The 19,413-nt window shown below is 29.4% G+C and carries 17 protein-coding genes; all 17 read right to left on the reverse strand.

Annotated features, from left to right (window positions below):
- Positions 1–115: 115 nt before the first annotated feature.
- Complete coding sequence (gene rny / locus U8307_RS00290; protein WP_442985534.1) at positions 116–1,690, reverse strand: ribonuclease Y; 1,575 nt, start codon at positions 1,688–1,690, stop codon at positions 116–118.
- Positions 1,691–2,006: 316 nt separating this feature from the next.
- Complete coding sequence (recA, locus tag U8307_RS00295) at positions 2,007–3,032, reverse strand: recombinase RecA (RefSeq protein ID WP_326909122.1); 1,026 nt, start codon at positions 3,030–3,032, stop codon at positions 2,007–2,009.
- Between the two features lie 111 nt (positions 3,033–3,143).
- Entirely contained in the window at positions 3,144–3,695 is a 552-nt protein-coding gene (gene pgsA / locus U8307_RS00300) for a CDP-diacylglycerol--glycerol-3-phosphate 3-phosphatidyltransferase (RefSeq protein WP_326909124.1), read from the reverse strand.
- Positions 3,692–5,017, reverse strand: coding sequence for a 30S ribosomal protein S12 methylthiotransferase RimO (gene rimO / locus U8307_RS00305; RefSeq protein WP_326909126.1), 1,326 nt, complete (start codon positions 5,015–5,017; stop codon positions 3,692–3,694). Before rimO ends, pgsA begins: the two co-directional genes overlap by 4 nt.
- On the reverse strand, positions 5,014–7,419 hold the full coding sequence (locus tag U8307_RS00310) for an FtsK/SpoIIIE family DNA translocase (protein ID WP_326909127.1): 2,406 nt from the start codon (positions 7,417–7,419) through the stop codon (positions 5,014–5,016). Before U8307_RS00310 ends, rimO begins: the two co-directional genes overlap by 4 nt.
- Positions 7,420–7,625: 206 nt before the next feature.
- The gene (locus U8307_RS00315) at positions 7,626–8,330 is read right to left on the reverse strand and encodes a ClpP family protease (protein WP_442985535.1); all 705 of its coding nucleotides are present in this window, start codon (positions 8,328–8,330) and stop codon (positions 7,626–7,628) included.
- 222 nt (positions 8,331–8,552) lie between these two features.
- Positions 8,553–8,786, reverse strand: a complete 234-nt coding sequence (locus tag U8307_RS00320) for a YlmC/YmxH family sporulation protein (protein ID WP_326909128.1) — start codon at positions 8,784–8,786, stop codon at positions 8,553–8,555.
- Between the two features lie 19 nt (positions 8,787–8,805).
- On the reverse strand, positions 8,806–9,237 hold the full coding sequence (gene dut, locus U8307_RS00325; protein WP_326909130.1) for a dUTP diphosphatase: 432 nt from the start codon (positions 9,235–9,237) through the stop codon (positions 8,806–8,808).
- Entirely contained in the window at positions 9,227–10,507 is a 1,281-nt protein-coding gene (locus U8307_RS00330; protein ID WP_326909132.1) for a M16 family metallopeptidase, read from the reverse strand. The genes dut and U8307_RS00330 overlap by 11 nt, the downstream gene beginning before the upstream one ends.
- A 29-nt stretch (positions 10,508–10,536) precedes the next feature.
- The gene (locus tag U8307_RS00335; protein ID WP_326909134.1) at positions 10,537–11,274 is read right to left on the reverse strand and encodes a polysaccharide deacetylase family protein; all 738 of its coding nucleotides are present in this window, start codon (positions 11,272–11,274) and stop codon (positions 10,537–10,539) included.
- Between the two features lie 278 nt (positions 11,275–11,552).
- Positions 11,553–13,646, reverse strand: a complete 2,094-nt coding sequence (locus U8307_RS00340; RefSeq protein ID WP_326909137.1) for a polyribonucleotide nucleotidyltransferase — start codon at positions 13,644–13,646, stop codon at positions 11,553–11,555.
- A gap of 180 nt (positions 13,647–13,826) precedes the next feature.
- Complete coding sequence (gene rpsO / locus U8307_RS00345) at positions 13,827–14,096, reverse strand: 30S ribosomal protein S15 (RefSeq protein WP_326909139.1); 270 nt, start codon at positions 14,094–14,096, stop codon at positions 13,827–13,829.
- A 143-nt stretch (positions 14,097–14,239) separates the two neighbouring features.
- On the reverse strand, positions 14,240–14,995 hold the full coding sequence (locus tag U8307_RS00350; protein ID WP_326909140.1) for an FAD synthetase family protein: 756 nt from the start codon (positions 14,993–14,995) through the stop codon (positions 14,240–14,242).
- A gap of 16 nt (positions 14,996–15,011) precedes the next feature.
- Positions 15,012–15,887, reverse strand: coding sequence for a tRNA pseudouridine(55) synthase TruB (gene truB / locus U8307_RS00355; protein ID WP_326909142.1), 876 nt, complete (start codon positions 15,885–15,887; stop codon positions 15,012–15,014).
- Positions 15,884–16,867: a DHH family phosphoesterase gene (locus tag U8307_RS00360; RefSeq protein ID WP_326909144.1), complete on the reverse strand. Its 984-nt coding sequence runs from the start codon at positions 16,865–16,867 to the stop codon at positions 15,884–15,886. The genes truB and U8307_RS00360 overlap by 4 nt, the downstream gene beginning before the upstream one ends.
- Positions 16,842–17,216, reverse strand: coding sequence for a 30S ribosome-binding factor RbfA (rbfA, locus tag U8307_RS00365; protein ID WP_326909146.1), 375 nt, complete (start codon positions 17,214–17,216; stop codon positions 16,842–16,844). The genes U8307_RS00360 and rbfA overlap by 26 nt, the downstream gene beginning before the upstream one ends.
- Positions 17,217–17,234: 18 nt before the next feature.
- Entirely contained in the window at positions 17,235–19,406 is a 2,172-nt protein-coding gene (gene infB / locus U8307_RS00370) for a translation initiation factor IF-2 (protein ID WP_326909148.1), read from the reverse strand.
- Positions 19,407–19,413 lie beyond the last annotated feature (7 nt).

The raw sequence follows: 19,413 nt of genomic DNA on the forward strand, positions 1-19,413 counted from the left end.
CAAAAATTCTAACGAAAAATTTAACTCTTCTTTTGTGCAACAATTGTTCAACTACTTTTATTGTATCTCTATATTAAAAAGAAGTAAACAATAAATTGTTTACTTCCGTATATTTCTACTTTGCATATTCTATTGCTCTAGTTTCTCTAATAACATTTACTTTAATCTGTCCTGGATATTCCATTTCATCTTCAATTTTCTTAACTATATCTTTAGCAGTAATAATAATACTTGAATCAGTCGTTACTTCAGGTTTTACCATAATTCTAATTTCTCTTCCTGCTTGTATTGCAAAAGATTTTTCTACACCATCAAATGAATTTGATATTTCTTCTAATTTTTCTAATCGTTTTATATATGTTTCAAGAGTTTCTCTTCTTGCACCTGGTCTTGCAGCAGATATCGCATCAGCAGCTTGAATTAAAACTGCTTCAACAGTTTGAGGTTCAACATCTCCATGATGTGCAGCAATCGCATGCAATATAGCTTTATTTTCTTTATATTTTCTAGCTAAATCTTCACCAATAGTAACGTGAGGACCTTCAACTTCATGATCCACAGCTTTACCTATATCATGTAATAATCCAGCTCTTTTTGCTATCTTTACGTCAGCTCCAAGTTCAGCAGCCATTATTCCTGCAAGATAAGAAACTTCTATAGAATGTTTCAATACATTTTGACCATAGCTTGTTCTAAATTTTAACCTGCCTAATAATTTTATAAGTTCAGGGTGAAGTCCATGTACACCAGTGTCAAGTGTTGCTTGTTCTCCTTCATCTTTAATCTGCTGTTCTATTTCTTTTTTTGCTTTTTCAACCATTTCTTCAATTCTAGCTGGGTGAATTCTTCCATCTGATATTAATTTTTCTAGTGCCAATCTGGCAACTTCTCTTCTAATAGGATCAAATCCCGATATTACTACAGCTTCTGGGGTATCATCTATTATTATATCTATACCTGTAAGTTGTTCAAGAGCTCTGATATTTCTACCTTCTCTTCCTATTATCCTACCTTTCATTTCATCATTAGGTAAGTCGACTACAGATACAGTTGTTTCCGCTACATGATCTGCAGAACATTTTTGGATAGCATATGTAATAATTTCACGTGCTTTTCTCTCTGCAGTTTCTTTTGCTTCTCTTTCAATGTCTTTAACAGCGATTGCAGCTTCTTGTTCAGCATCTTTTTTAATGTTACTAATTAATAAGTTTTTTGCTTCTTCTGTTGATAATCCAGAAATTCTCTCAAGTTCTTGAATTTGCCTGTCATGTATAGCTGCTAGCTTACTTTGCTTTGTTTCAATTTCTTTTAATTTTTTTTGAAGCATTTCTTCTTTTTTTTCGACAAGCATACTTTTTGAATCAAGCATTTCTTCTTTTTTGATTAATCTTTTTTCTGATCTTTGTAATTCAGTTCTTCTTTCTTTGTTTTCTCTTTCATATTCATTTCTTATTTTGTGAGCTTCATCTTTTGCTTCAACAAGATATTCCTTCTTTTTTGTCTCAGCTTCTTTTTTTGCTTCGTCAATTATCCTTTTAGCTTCAGTTTCAGCACTACCTATTTTACTTTCTGATATACTTTTACGCATAAAAAAGCCTAATACTATACCTATAATTATACAGATAACGCCTACTATTATTTCAACGAACAATTCAGCACCTCCCAATATTAAATTTTCAAGCTGCGAAATATATACATTTTCATCACATTTCACTTATATTGTCGAAATAATTTGAAAATGTTTATCTTTAAAAAGATATATTTAAAAATAGTAATGTTATTTCTTAATACTTGAATATAATATATTTTATAATTTTTTAACAACTCTGTCAAGGAGCAATGTCTATTTGTGCACTAATTTCTTAAATTTTAATTAATTTTTTTCATAAAAATTTCTTTTTTTTAAAATAAGTGGCTAAAAAATACTATAGTTAACATAGATATAATTATGTTAACTATATTAGAAAATAAAAAAAGGCATATAAAATGCCTTAACTATGTTTATTTTATTTTTCTGTTTTATCCTTAGTTTTTATGATTGAATTGTCTTCTATAAATTCGTATTTTTCTCTTATCTTTAATTCTATTTCATTCATTAATTCTGGATTAGATAATAAAAATTCTTTTGAATTTTCCCTTCCTTGTCCTATTCTGTTTCCTTCATAAGAATACCAAGCTCCAGCTTTATTTACAATATCAGCTTCAACTCCTATATCCAGAATGCAACCTTCTTTCGATATTCCCTTTCCATAAATTATGTCAAACTCAGCTTGTTTAAATGGTGGAGCTACTTTGTTTTTAACTATTTTTACTCTAGTTCTGTTACCATAAACTTGATCTCCCTTTTTTAAAGATTCTATTCTTCTAACATCTAATCTCATTGAAGAATAAAACTTAAGTGCCCTTCCTCCAGTTGTTGTTTCAGGACTTCCAAACATAACCCCAACTTTTTCACGTAATTGGTTAATAAAAATTGCAACTGTGTTTGATTTACTAATTGCTCCTGCAAGTTTTCTAAGAGCCTGAGACATAAGTCTTGCTTGTAAACCTATGTGAGAATCTCCCATTTCTCCATCAATTTCAGCTTTAGGTACTAATGCTGCAACAGAGTCTACAACTAATACATCAACAGCACCACTTCTAACAAGAGCTTCAGCAATTTCTAAACCTTGCTCTCCTGTATCAGGTTGAGAAATAATTAAATCCTCTACTGATACTCCAAGTTTTTTAGCATATCCAGGATCTAATGCATGCTCAGCATCTACAAATGCAGCAATACCTCCCCTTTTTTGAGATTCTGCTATAATATGTAACGCAACTGTTGTCTTACCAGATGATTCAGGTCCAAATATTTCAATTATTCTTCCTTTTGGAACACCACCTATTCCAGTAGCTATATCAAGAGGCAATGCGCCTGTAGGTATTGATTCTAAGTTAAGTTTCGCATCTTCTCCAAGTTTCATTATAGAACCTTTTCCAAATTGTTTTTCAATCTGAGCAATGGCCAGCTCAAGGGCTTTTTCTTTTTCCATCTCATACTCCTTTTTAGAACATTTGTTCACTTTATTATATTATATAAAAATTACTACTTTTTGTCAATATAAACTTACATAAGAATAGTAATAAATCTTTGAGATTTATTACTATTTAATTACATTTAAATTATCATAAATATATGTTACACCAGATACAACTGTTAATAATACAGCTATTACAACAAGAGGAGTAATCATTGGTGATGCAAAACGAATATAACCTGTATAATCAATTAAAATAACAACAATTAATACCATTTGAAAAACCGTTTTAATTTTACCCCACGGATTTGCAGCTATTGTGACTCCTTTTGATGCTGCTAAAGTTCTGAAACCAGAAATTAGAAACTCTCTAGATATAATTAAAATTACTATCCATGAGCTTAAATATCCTATTTCTACAAATGCAATAAAAGCAGATGCAGTCAATAGCTTATCTGCTAAAGGATCCATAAATTTTCCGAAGTTAGTTATTAAATTGTCTCTTCTTGCAATATGCCCATCAATTGCATCAGTTACTGCAGCTCCTATAAATATTAACAATGGAAAGAATCGAAATACTCCTTTACTAATAAATAAAAACAGCAAAAATAGTGGAATTAACAAAATTCTAATAACAGTAAGTTGATTAGGTATGTTCATATTTTTAAACCAATTCATTGTTTCACATCTCCTATCAAATCATATTCTAAGGCATCATTTATTTTCACTTTATAAATATTGCCTATAGTTAACTCTTCATCTGATGTTACATAAACACAACCGTCTATTTCTATTGAATCCATATATGTTCTACCTACATATATATTTTCAACATCCTTTTCTTCAATTAATACATCATAAGTATTTCCTATTTTATTACTATTAAGTTCATATGATATGCCTAGTTGTAATTCCATTAACTCATCATGTCTTTGTTCTTTTACATTTTCACTTATTTGATTTGGCAATTTATATGCTGGTGTGTTTTCTTCCCTAGAATATTTAAATATTCCCACTCTATCTAACTTATATTTTTGTAAAAAATCTTTCAACTCTTTATGTTCTTCTTCTGTTTCTCCTGGAAATCCTGTAATTAAAGAAGTTCTAATTACAGCACCATCAACTTCCTTTCGAATTTTAGAAATCAAAGTAATAATTTGTTCTTTATTTGTTTTTCTGTTCATCTTTTTTAAAATATTATCGCTTATATGCTGAAGTGGAATATCAAAATATTTTAGCAGCTTATTATTATTTTTAAATTCATTTATTAGGTCATCATATACATCCTCAGGATACATATAATGAATTCTAATCCATTCTATTCCATCAATTTCAGATATTTTATGAATTACTTCATGCAATTTTCTTTCATTATAAATATCTAACCCGTACTTACTCGTATCCTGTGCTATTATTATTATTTCCTTTACACCTTTCTTTGCAAGTACTCTAGCTTCATCCACTATATTTTCAATTTTACGACTTTTATATTTACCTCTTATTTTAGGAATAATACAATAAGTACAATTATTACTACAACCTTCTGATATTTTCAAGTATGCATACCAACTAGGAGTTAATGTATTTCGTGGTAATATTTCATTTATCTCATCTTCACTTGTTTTTACGATTAACTTATTTTCTTTTTCATATTCTTCAATATATTTATCTATTTTATCAAAGCCACTTGTACCAACTATTATATCTACCTCAGGAATTTCCTTTGATAATTCACTTCCAAACCGTTGAGCTAAACATCCCGTTACTATTATTTTAGCATTTTTATTAACTTGATATTTAATATCTGCCGCACTTAGTATAGAATTAACCGATTCTTCCATAGCATCATTAATAAAAGAACAAGTATTAATTATAATATAATCTGCCTTGTCTGCATAATCAGTTATCTCATATCCTTTTTCTGTAAGAATTCCAAGCATGTTCTCTGAATCAACAAGGTTTTTCGAACATCCTAGTGAATGCATGTAAATTTTTTTCATTTATTTCCTCTCAATTCTTCTAATTCTTCTTTTGTAATAAGTACTTTTCGAGGTTTACTTCCCTCGTGCCCTCCTACAATTCCTCTTTCTTCTATTTGATCCAGAATTCTAGCTGCCCTTGCATATCCAACTTTAAATTTTCTTTGAATATATGAAGCTGAAGCTTGACCATTATCAACTACAAGTTCTATTGCTTGTTCTAATAATTCATCTGCTTCTTTCTGTTTTGTAGGTGATTTTTCAATTTCATCTAAAATTTCTTCTCTTTTTTCTGTTTTTAACTCTATATGTTGTTCTCTGATATTATCAACTACACGTTTAATTTCTTCATCAGAAATAAATGTACCTTGAATTCTTATTGGTTTTGCCATTCCCATTGGGTGATATAACATGTCACCTTTACCTAACAGCTTTTCAGCACCACCGCAATCTAAAATAGTACGAGAATCTATTTGTGAAGATACAGCAAAAGCTATTCTAGATGGAATATTTGCCTTAATAACCCCTGTTATAACATCGACAGATGGCCTTTGAGTTGCTATAACAAGATGTATACCACATGCTCTTGCTAACTGTGCTATTCTAGTAATATATTCTTCTACTTCACTAGAAGCTACAGTCATTAAATCTGCAAGCTCATCAATTATTATTACAATTTGAGGCATTTTTTCTGATTGTTCCTTAACCATCTTCTCATTATACGATAAAATATCTCTTACACTGTTTTGTGCAAACACCTTATAACGATTAGTCATTTCTGCGACTGCCCAATTTAATGCATTGGCAGCCTTACGCGGATCAGTTACTACTGGAATAAGCAAATGAGGGATTCCATTATAAATACTTAATTCAACAACCTTAGGATCAATTAATATAAGTTTGACCTCATCCGGCTTAGCTTTAAATAATATACTCATAATTAAAGAGTTAATGCAAACACTTTTTCCTGAGCCTGTTGCTCCTGCAATAAGCAAGTGTGGCATTTTCTCAATACTAGCTATTATATTTTTTCCTGCTATATCCTTTCCTAACGCAAATGGTATTTTTGTATTTACTGATTTATAATCTTTAGATTCAATTAAATTTCTCAAAAATACACTGGTCTTAATTCGATTTGGAACTTCTATCCCAATTGCTGATTTTCCTGGTATAGGAGCTTCCATACGTATTTCTGATGTAGCTAATGCCATTGCGATATCATTAGTTAGTCCAGTAATTCTACTTACTTTAATACCTGGTGCAGGTTGTATTTCATATCGAGTTATTGTTGGACCTTTACTAATTTGCAATATATTACACGGTATATTAAAGTTATTCAAAGTTTCTATAAGCTTTTCTCCATCCTTACGCAAGTCAGCCTTATCCCCTTTTGAGCTGGATGGAATAGATGTAAGTAGCGTAGTAGAAGGAAGTTTATATTTATCCGCACTATTTCCTGTTATGCTAATGATATCATCTGTAATTTCTTCTGGTTCAAACTTTTCAATTGCCTTTTTTCCCTTCTTTTTTGATACTTCAGAATTTTCAGTTTCATTATCTCCCTGTGTAGTATTATCTATATTAGAAACTAAATTATTTGTTAATTCAGCTTTTTTAATTTCGTCTATTTTTAATTGAGTAATATCAGATTTTTTTAAGTTTTCAAGTTGAGAATTTGAGTAATCGTAAATTTTAATATTTTCATTTTGGTCAATCTGACTTTTATTATCTATAGCCTTTTTCTTTGATTTATTTTCTTCATCTACTTCTATAAATACAAAACTATATATAGCATTTAATATTTTTTTAATATAATTAATAATTACTGTAAATAGTCCAATTACACTTTGATTTGTAAGAAGTATAATAAAAGAGAAAATTAAAGCACCTAATACTATAAAAGTTCCGTTTTTCCCAACTAACTTTATTGAAATGAAAGTTAGAATGTTTCCAAGTATGCCTCCACCTTTATTTAAAATTCCTGTATCTATTGAACTAATTATTAATTCACTAAAATTGCTGTTTCCTGTCATTATAGCATAAACAGCTAAGTCAGATATTGCACAATACATTATGTAACAAACAAAAAACCCTATTACAGCAATAACTTGATCATTATCATTAAAAACTTCCCAATTTAATAATCTCATCATACCAATTATTAAAATTACAAAGGGAAGAATGCTTGAGCCCTTTCCAAATACTGAATATGTAAATAGATTTATTGTTTTTCCTACTATGCCAGTTTGAGTTTCTGTATTTATTACAATAATCAAAAATACTGCAAAAGCAACAATAAATATTCCAGTTATTTCTTTTTTTAGAAGGTTGTTTTTATTATCTGTTGAAGTCTTCTTTTTTTTACTCTTCTTATGAGTAGTTTTCTTTTTATTTTTTACTTCAGTATTTTGTACCTTTGCCATTATTAATCAAAGTCCCCCTAATTGATTTGATTAATAATTATATCACATGATACAGCTAATTCGCAATGTTTATTTGCCTATTGCTTCATTGTACAATAAAATAAGCAAAAAAATATCGAATCTAAATAAGAAACTATATTTTTTTGCTTATCCTAATTTAATACTAATGTATAATTGAACTATAGTTACTAAGAATTCTATAGAGACTACTTATCATTCTCATCTATTATATTCCTTAACACGTTCATAGAGGCGCTAAAACCGCCTATTTCGTCTATTAATCCTATATCCACGACTTCTTGTGCATTGAGAACAGTTCCTACGTCATTAGCGATTTCGTCTGTATCATACATATAACCTAATAGTGATTCCCTATCTACTCTTGAGTTAGATACTATAAAATTCGTTATCCTTTCTTGCATTTTTTGGAAATACCTAAAGGTTTGGGGCACACCTATTACAAATCCATTAGTTCTTATTGGATGAATAGTCATTGTTCCTGTAGGTGCTATAAAAGAATGTCTAGCTGATACTGCAAGAGCAGTTCCTATACTGTGTCCACCTCCTAATACTAAAGAAACTGTAGGTTTAGTTATACTTGCAACAAGTTCTGATATTGCTAAACCGGCTTCTACATCACCTCCTACAGTATTTATAAGCATAAGTATACCTTTTATTTGAGGATCCATTTCGGCACCTATAATCATTGGTATTATATGTTCATATTTTGTTGTTTTACTTTGAGGTGGTAAAGATGAGTGACCTTCAATTTCACCTATAATACTAATAAAACATATGTCTTTAACAGGATTAACATCTGACATACTACCTACCTGTTTGACATTTTCCATTTGTTGATTTGAATTTTCGTCTTTATTAGTTTCATTCCCACTAAATAGAAATGGATTCATCGGCTCTTGATTAAAAGAGTTTTCATTTCCTTGTTGATTATTTATCTCTCTTTTACCATCTAGATTGTTAAATTGTGGCATATTCAAATTATTGCTATTTTGCTTCATATTTCCCTCCAAATAAAATAATCAGGTATTGTTCCTGATTATTCTTTGAAGATTTATTCTTTTTATACACTTATTAATTTAATTTTTAATAAAGTATTAATTTGTTGCCATAATTCACTCATTTTCTATGATAATCATATCACTGCCAATTTTTTTTATACTTTTCCATGATATTTCCTTTTTTTTCTGCTCTTTAAAAAAATTAAATCTATTTGAGCTTCCAGATATAAAACTTATTATCGAACCAGTTTTTTCATCAATAACCAAATCACAGTCTCCAAAAATCCCCATATTTTCACCTGTGTCAATATTAATAATTTCCTTACTATACAATTCACTTAGCTTCACAATATCCCCCCTTTTAATATTATACTCCTGTGTGACCGAAGCCTCCTTTTCCTCTTTCGGTATCTTGAAGTTCTTCTACTAACTCAAAATCAGCTTGCTCATGTTTAATAAAAATCATTTGTGCAATTCTATCTCCATTATTAATTGTAAATTCCTTATCTCCTAAGTTAATTAATATAACTTTTATTTCACCTCTATAGTCTGAATCTATAGTACCTATTCCATTTACAAGACTAATCCCATGCTTTATTGCAAGTCCGCTTCTAGCTCTCACTTGAGCTTCATATCCTTCAGGAATTTCTAAAAATAAACCCGTGGGCACTAAAGCTCTTTCTAAAGGTTTTAAAATAACAGAACTTTCTATATTTGCCTGTAAATCTACACCAGCTGATCCTTTAGTTTCATAGACTGGTAAATCAAATTGATTGTTTTTAATAACTTTAACTTTCATAATTGTCTCCTAGTACTTTATTTATTTTTTCTTCTAAATCTTTATGTTTTTTTAAATTACCTGCAAAGGTAATGCTTAATTCATCTAAATTAAATAATTCATTAGCTATCTTTAACACATCATCATATTTAACATTGTTTATTTTTTCAATAATTTCATCTGGATATTGAATTTCATTGTATAACAACTCTTTTCTTCCGATTGAAGACATACGGCTAGATGTACTTTCTAAACTTAGTATATAATTACCTTTTATTTGTTGCTTTGCTCTATTAAACTCTTTCATAGAAATATTTCCATTTTTCATACTAATCATTTCTTTTAATATAGTTCTTAAGGCATCTTCTGCCTGATTAAAAGACATCCCTGCATATATACTGAAAATCCCGCTATTAGTATAATTAGACACAAATGAATATACAGAATAAACTAAGCCTTTTTTTTCTCGCACTTCTTGAAATAATCTAGAACTCATAGTTCCGCCAAACAAATTATTTAAAATTGTAAGTGGATAATAATAAGGATCGTGTCTACCAATAGTTTTATTACCTATACACATATGCAATTGTTCTAAATCTTTATTAATAGGAATAACTTTTCTTTCATATTTACCATGTTTATCAGTATGAATAACTTCATTGTTTTTCCAACTATCAAATTTGTTTTTTATTAAATTAATGAATTTATTTTCATCAAAATTTCCTGCAATAGCTATAACTGTATTATAGGGAGAGTAATTATCATTCATATAATTTAATACTTTTTCTGTAGTGAATGTTTTCAGATTTCCTTCTGTACCAAGTATGTTGTAAGCCATAGGACTGTCATTAAAAACTATTTCAGTTAATTTATCATGAACATTATCTTCAGGCGAATCTTCATACATTTTTATTTCTTCTATAACAACAGAAATTTCTTTTTCTATTTCTTCTTGCTTGAATTGTGAATTGAAAAACATATCGGACAAAATATCCACTGCCTCTTCAATATTTTCATCTAATACCTTTACATAAAAACATGTATATTCTTTACTGGTAAATGCATTTAATTGACCTCCCAAGCTATCAATTTCTTCTGCTATTTGATTAGCCTTTCTATTTTTTGTACCTTTAAATAACATATGCTCAATAAAATGCGACAAACCATTCGTTTCTTCATTTTCGTTACTTGATCCTACTTTAACCCAAATACCAATCGAAGCAGACTTTACATAGTCTATCTTTTCCATTGTTATTCTAAGTCCATTATCTAATGTGTGTTTCTTTATCATATTTCCTCCGTTAAATTTTCTTTTGTAATTCACTTCTTAAGCATTTCACTTACTGGTACTATCTTATAATTTTGTGTTAGTAACTCTTCAATAATTGTCCCTAATGAATCAACAGTTCTTTTTGTTGGATGTATTATTATGATGTCACTTGTTGTAAGCTTATTGAAAATATTCTCATTTATCATATCTGTAGTAGTTCCTTTTTTCCAATCCATAGTATCAATAGATCCAAGTATGATTCCAGGATAACCTAAGTCAATTGCAGCTTTAATTACATCGTCATTATAAGTTCCAGAAGGTGTTGTAAATAGTTTCAAATCATAACCCGTTAATTCTCTTAAAATCTTATCTGCTTTGTCTATATCTTCATATGCATTTTCATAGGACAATGTTTCATAGGATTTATTAAGAAATCCACTGTTTCCTATTTCATGACCGCGAGCACTTAATTTAGGTACTATCCCTGGAAATTCTGCTGCCCATCTACCTGTAGGAAAAAAAGTTATTTTAACATTATATTTATCAAACAAGTCAAGCAACGGACTTATATAATCATTGCCCCAGTCCACTTTACAAGCAAATGAAACTACTTTACCTTCAACATTTGTTCCTTTTCTAATAACAAATTCTTCAGCTTCTTTTTCACTAAATACTCCAATTTTCTTAGTATTATATCGTCCTAATATAAGTAAAATTATTATAACTGCTATTAAAACTATAATTATAAGTCTTCTTATAAAAATTATATTATTGCAAAAAAATTTCATAAAAATCCCCCTTTTATTTAAATGTATTAACAATAGGGCTCATTTATGATTTATTAATTTGATAAACATTATGATTATTTCCCAAAAGCTCTTTATATTTATTATTTAAATGGAGAATGACATTTTTTTGCTTTATTATAAGTATAATATCAAACATCTACAATAAATTCAATACTTATAAACAATAAGTATTGAATAATAGAAATTAATTACAAAAAATAAAAAATAACAAATTCAAAGTCTCTGCCATGATATTTGTTATTTATTTTTAAAATTTATTATTTATCTTCTGATTCTTTTATTGCTTCTTTTCTTGAAAGTTTTATTTTACCATTTTGATCAATCTCTATTACTTTAACTAATATTTCATCTCCTAATTTAAGAACATCTTCAACTTTTTTTACTCTATTTTCTGATATTTGTGATATATGAAGCAATCCATCTTTATTATCAGTTAGCTGAACAAATGCTCCAAAAGTCGTAATATTTACAACTTTACCGAGAATCAATTCTCCTACTTCAATTTCTTTAACAATGCCTTCTATTATTTTCTTAGCCTTATAAGCATTTTCAACGATTTCTGCTGCAATTAAAACTGAACCATCCTCTTCAATATCAATTTTAACACCAGTTTCATCTATTATTTTATTAATTACTTTTCCGCCAGCACCTATAACATCTCTAATTTTATCAGGCTTAATATTCATCTTGATAATCTTAGGAGCATATTTACTTACTTCTTCTCTTGGTGTATCAATACATGCCATCATTTTATCTAAAATAAATAACCTTCCAATTAATGCCTTTTCTAATGCGTTTGTTAATACTGTTTTATCGATACCATGTACTTTAATATCCATTTGTATAGCAGTAATACCTTCTTTTGTTCCGGCTACTTTAAAATCCATATCTCCTAAAAAGTCTTCCATGCCTTGAATGTCAGTAAGTACAACAACGTTGTCTTTTTCTTTCATCAATCCCATGGCTACTCCAGCAACTGGCGCTTTAATTGGTACACCTGCATCCATTAGTGACAAAGTACTTCCACACACACTGGCTTGTGATGTTGATCCATTTGAACTTACTACCTCAGAAACAAGTCTAATAGTATATGGGAATTTATCTTCAGAAGGCAATACAGGTTCTAAAGCTCTCTCAGCTAATGCTCCATGACCAATTTCTCTTCTTCCTGGACCTCTGGATGGTCTTGTTTCACCAACTGAATATGATGGAAAATTGTAATGGTGCATGTATCTTTTAGATGTTTCTTCTGATATGCCATCAATTTTTTGTTCTTCACTAGTAACTCCCAAAGTTGCTACAGTTAAAACTTGAGTTTGACCTCTTGTAAATAATGCAGAGCCATGTGTTCTAGGTAACATTCCTACTTCACAAGATATTTTTCTTATTTCATCAATTTTTCTGTTGTCAGGTCTAATTCCTCTTTCAAGTATATTTTCCCTTACTTTTTCTTTTACTATTTTGTAAAGAGCATCATCTATATCAGCTGCATTTTCTGGATATTTTTCTAAAAATATCTCTGTTGCCTTAGCTTTAAATTCATCAATTTTTTCTTGTCTTTCTGTTTTATCTTCAACAATTATAGCTTCATTAATAATAGGCGAAGCATATTCTCTTATTTCTTGTTCAATTTCTTCATCTGCTTCAAACTTAACAAAATCAAATTTATCTTTTCCAACTTCTTTTCTTATTTCTTCTATAAAATCACATAATAATTTTATTTCATCATGAGCACGTAAAATAGCATCAAGCATTTTTGCTTCGGAAATTTCATTAGCTCCTGCTTCAACCATCATGATTGCTTCTTTAGTTCCTGAAACTGTTAAATTCAAATCTGTTGTTTCTCTTTGCTTACTATTTGGATTTATAATAAATTCATCATTAATCAATCCTACATTTACAGCTGCTGTTGGTCCATCAAAAGGAATATCTGATATTGTCAATGCTATTGATGAGCCTATCATTCCAGCAATTTCAGGTGAACAATTTTGGTCAACTGACAATACTGTTACTACAACTGAAACATCATTTCTAAATCCCTTTGGAAACAATGGTCTTATGGGTCTATCTATAAGACGTGATGTAAGGATTGCCTTATCACTAGGTTTACCTTCTCTTTTTAAGAATCCCCCTGGAATTTTTCCTACAGAGTATAGTTTTTCTTCAAAATCAACACTCAATGGAAAAAAGTCTATACCTTGTCTAGGTTCCTTTGATGCAGCTGTATTTGCCATTATGACTGTATCACCATATTGTACAATACAAGAACCATTTGTAAGTTCTGCTATTTTCCCTACAGTAACTTTCAGTTCTCTTCCAGCGAGCATATATTTAAATACTTTCTCTTCCATTAGTACCTCCTTAAATTTATGTATATATTGCAGTCTCATTCACAAAACTATTTGAATAAATAAAACGGACAAATAATACTGGAATTCCTTGCGTTTAACCTACTACTACTTTTTATACTTAATAATCGTAAAATAAGGTTATAGTTATAAATAATAGAGCGGGATTCCCCCGCTCTAATTCTATCTTCTTAATCCTAATTTTGCAATAATGCTTCTATATCTTTCAATGTCATTATTTTTTAAGTAGTTAAGAAAACCCCTTCTTTGTCCAACCATTTGTAAAAGACCTCTTCTAGAGTGATGGTCTTTTTTATTGCCTTTTAAATGTTCAGTCAAATTATTAATTCTGTAAGTTAATAAAGCAATTTGAACTTCGGGTGAACCTGTGTCATGCTCATTAATCTTATATTGCTCTATTATTTGTGTTTTTTGTTCTTTTGTCATAGTCATTGCTATGCACCTCCATATATTTAATTATTTCACCATAATCCAAGTAATACGTTGAGGATTCGTACAACATAGACTATGGAATCCTATAAATTCTAACATAAATTTTAATTTTTGTAAATATATTTAAACAATAAATTTAATTTTTATATAATTTTATCTAAAAATATTATATCTTTACTTGCATTAATTTCCTTATTAAAGGTAAAAACACTGCCTTCTTTATTCGTAATTATTGTTGCTATGGCTTCATCTTCACCTATTCTTACTTTATACTTTCCTTCTATTGGTACTACAATACTACTATTATTATTTACAAATCCCACTTTTTTATTATTATTTATAATAATATCTTCGCTATAAATAGTATAATCATTTATTAAGAGAGTATTACCTTCACGAATTTTTCCTTCTCTTATTAAATTACGTACCAAAGTACTACTAACTGCTATACCATTATATTTTACAGGGTATATTTCTTCAACTCTATAGCCATATATATCCTCAAATTTTTTTAATGTCTTAATATTTCCCATAGCTTTATAACCAAATGTAAAATTATACCCTACAACTATATTTTTAGCATTAAACCTTCCAATAAGTATTTCCTTAATAAATTGTTCTGGCGAGTATTTAGAGATTACCTCATCTAGCTCTATTTCAACTACGTTTGTTACGCCATAGGATTTTAACATATCTATTTTTTTCTTTGTATTATTAATATATCTAATATTAAAGCTAGATTTTTTCAAATCTTTTTTTACATACTTAAAAGTTATTATAATGCTATCTTGATTTGTTTCATGGCTTTTTTCTATCATTCTTTTAATTAAAATGTCATGTCCTATGTGAATACCATCGAAATTTCCAAGAGCAACACATGATGCATTATTTTTTATCATTTTTACCACCTATAGCCTACATAAGTAATTTGTCCATTTTTATCTTATTATCATCTATTTTATGACCTATTCCAATAAGAGTTTCCATACAATATATATAAAAGTTATTATCACTGTTCAATTCTGATGTATCCGTTATAATTTCATTTCCAGACACAATTTTATCGAAATGAATACGGTCTATATAAAGTCCTTTCATAGGAAACATTTTATCTATAGGTATCAAACATTCATCTAATCTACCACTTTCCATAAAGAATTTCAACTCATCTAAAGTAGTAGATTCATTAATATTTAAGCCCTTAGCTGCTGTTCTAATTAAAATACCCATATGACCTAATGTTCCAAGTCTTTCTCCAATGTCATTGCACAATGTTCTCATATATGTTCCCTTTGAGCATTTTACATTCATTAATATTTTATTTTTATTAAATTTCAAAAGGGTAAGTTCTTTTATATTAATCGGTCTTTTAGGTTTTTCAACTACTATATTTTGTCTTGCATACTCGTATAGTTTCTTACCATTAAGTTTAACTGCAGAATATGCAGGAGGTGTTTGAAGTTGCTCTCCCTTGAATTCCTTTAGAACTTTTAATATATCTTGTTCTGTTACTCTTAAATTGTCTCCAGTTTTAACAATCCTACCGTAACTGTCTTGAGTATCAGTACTGTGTCCCAATATTAATTCGCATACATATTCTTTATCCCCATTCATCAATATATCGCTGAATTTAGTACCTTTCCCAACACATATTACTAAAACGCCTGCTACATTAGGATCAAGCGTACCAGCATGACCAACCTTTTTAATTCCGAGGGTCTTTCTTACATAATATACAACATCATGAGATGTCATACCTGTCGGTTTCAATATGTTTAATATTCCGTTCATATTTCTCCAAAATATTCTTTTAAATCATTAATAATGAGTTTTTTTACTTTATCTATATTTTCATTTATCTCAAAACCTGCTGCTTTACTATGTCCCCCTCCTCCGTAACGAAGAGAAATTTTCGACACATCAATTTCATCGCTTTTAGAACGAAGACTTATTTTCGTATTATTATCGTACTCTTTTAATACACAGGATACCTCTACTTCATTGATTTCCCTTATAAATTCAACAACTCCATCAATGTTACCCATATCAACATTATTGTCATCTAGAATTTTTTTAGTTATTGCGGTAATACCTACTTTATTATTATAATATAGTTCTATTCCTGATATACATTCAATATATGCTTTAACAATATTAGCAGGTTTTGAATTATATATTAAATTATCGATTTTAGAAACATTTACTCCTAAATCTATTAAATCTGCTACTTTTCTATGAGTATAACTACTTGTACTTGAATAACTGAATTTTCCTGTATCTGTTACTATAGCTATGTAGATATATTCTGCCATTTTTTTTGTTATTTCCTTGCCAGTTGCTTTAATAACATCATATAAAAGCTCTCCTGTTGAGCTTATATCTGTATCGATAATATTAATATCAGCAAAGTTATCATTAGTTTTATGATGATCTATACAAATCGTTTTTATTGTATTATTTATAATATTTGTAAATTTACCAAGTCTTTCTGCATCACTACAATCAAGGATAAAAACAACATCAAAATTATTATCATTATATTCCTTTGCTATAATTTCTTCATTTACAAATGGTTTATAATTATAAGGAATGGAACCGTCAATACAAACTGTTAAATTTTTATTAAAGGGAATAAGGAATTCATATAGGGCCATAACAGACCCTATACAGTCTCCATCAGGATTTTTATGTCCTGCTATGCAAATATTGTTACACTTATCAACCATTTCCATTATTTTCTTTATATCATTCAGGTTTAGTTTTATCGACATCTTTTTTACCTTCTTCTTCTAAAACCTTATTGATTAGGTTGTTCATATATATTCCCTTTTCTATTGAATCATCCTTAACAAAAATCAATTCTGGAGTATTGCGAATTTTAATTTTCCTACCGACTTCTCTTCGAATATAACCTCTTGCACTTTTTAGAGCTTCAAGAGTCGGTTCGCTATCTCCATAAACTGAAATATATACTTTTGCAAACTTTAAATCCTCAGTAACACGAACATCAGTTACGCTCATTAGTTCTGATATTCTAGGGTCCTTAACATTATTTCTTATTACTTCTGAGATGACCCTTTTCAGTTCTGCTGGCAGTCTGCTATTTCTTTTGTTTGACATTCTATACCTTCTTTCTGACTATCGCTTTATCTCTTCCATTATATAAGCTTCTATTGAATCACCATCTTTAATATCATTATATTTTTCAATTCCAATTCCACCTTCATAACCAGAATTAAGTTCTGAAACATCATCTTTAAATCTTCTCAATGATGCAATTTGACCTTCATGAATAACAATATCATTTCTTAACAATCTAACCTTTGATTTTCTTGTAACTTTACCACTTGTTATATATACTCCAGCTACAGTACCAACATTAGGAACTTTAAAGGTTTGCCTTACCTCTGCTCTACCTTGAACTACTTCCTTATACACTGGTGCTAACATACCCTTAACTGCAGAATTAATATCTTCTATAGCATTATATATTATATTATAGGTACGCACATCAACATTTTCTTTTTTAGCTAAATCTATCGCTGAAACAGATGGTCTAACATTAAATCCAATAACTATTGCATTTGAAGCTGAAGCGAGCATTATGTCATTTTCATTAATACCACCTACTCCACCGTGTATAGGATTAACTTTTACTTCTTCCATACTAAGTTTTTGTAAAGCTTGCTTAACTGCTTCTATTGAACCACTAACATCTGCCTTAATAATTATATTTAAATCCTTAACTTCACCTTTTTGAATTCTATCATATAAATCATCTAAAGACACTTTTGAAGATGTATTAATATTTTCTTGATGTATTTTATCCTTACGTTTTTCAGCAATATTTTTTGCATCCTTTTCATTCTCCATAACTATCAAAATATCACCTGCTACAGGAGTTTCTGAAAGTCCAAGTATTTCGACAGGAACGGCTGGACCAGCTTGATTTATCTTTTTACCTTTACTGTTAAACATTGCCCTTATTTTACCATGAGAACTACCGACTAATACGGCATCCCCTTTTTTTAAGGTTCCTTTATCGATTAAAACAGTAGCTACTGGACCTCTTCCTTTATCAAGTTTAGCTTCTATAATGGTTCCTTTTGCATTTCTATTAGGATTAGCTTTTAACTCCTGTACTTCTGCAACTAGAATTATCATTTCTAATAAATCTTCAATTCCAGTATGATTCTTTGCAGATACATGTACAAAAATAGTATCTCCACCCCAATCTTCAGACAATACTCCTTGTTCAGCAAGTTCTTGTTTTACTTTATCAGGATTTGCACCTGGTTTATCTATCTTATTTACAGCAACTATAATAGGAACTTGAGCTGCCTTAGCGTGGTTTATTGCTTCTATTGTTTGAGGCATAACACCATCATCAGCTGCTACAACTAATATTGCTATATCTGTAACTTTTGCACCTCTAGCTCTCATAGATGTAAATGCTTCATGTCCAGGTGTATCTAAAAGTGTGATTTTTTTCCCATTTATCTCTACTTGTGAGGCTCCAATGTGTTGTGTTATACCACCTGCTTCCAAATCAGTAACAGAGGTATGCCTAATCGCATCTAAAAGAGAAGTTTTACCGTGATCCACATGACCCATTACTGTTACAATAGGTGGTCTAGGTAACAAATCTTTTTCATCATCCACATCATCTTTATTGATTGAATCTTCTAAAATTTGCAACTCATCAACTATTTCTAACTTCTTAAGGCTTACACCAAATTCTTCAGCAATTAGTAGAGCTGTGTCGTAATCAATTTCTTGATTCATATTTGCCATAACACCTAACGTAATAAGTTTAGATATTACATTGTTTACAGTTACTCCCATTTTATCTGCCAAACGTCTGACAATTATAGGTTCTTCTACTTGAATAACTTTAACCTTAGGTTGATAAACTTTTTTTTCTGTTTCTACTGGTTGATGTTGTTGTTGTTTATTTTTATTATTATCAGCCTTATTTTTATTTACATTAGATGAAGATTTATGGGATACTTGTTTAGGTTTTGTATTTTTGTTTGGCGTTATTAATTTTTTATCAACTTTTTTTAATTTAGCTTGATTTAAATCTATATCTTCATCAACTAAAGGTTCATCATCTATTACAGCACCTTTACTTGATTTGGATTTTTTGCTACTATTAATATGATTTAATGCTTTTTTTAATCTTATAACTTCTAGGTCGGAAATTGAACTCATATGGTTTTTTATAGTAATCCCTAATTCTTGTTCTGCTAAAACAACAAGATCTTTACTATTCATTTTTAATTCCTTTGCAAGTTCATATATTCTCATGCAACCA

The sequence above is a fragment of the Sedimentibacter sp. MB31-C6 genome (genome assembly GCF_035934735.1).
Taxonomy (GTDB): Bacteria; Bacillota; Clostridia; order Tissierellales; family Sedimentibacteraceae; genus Sedimentibacter.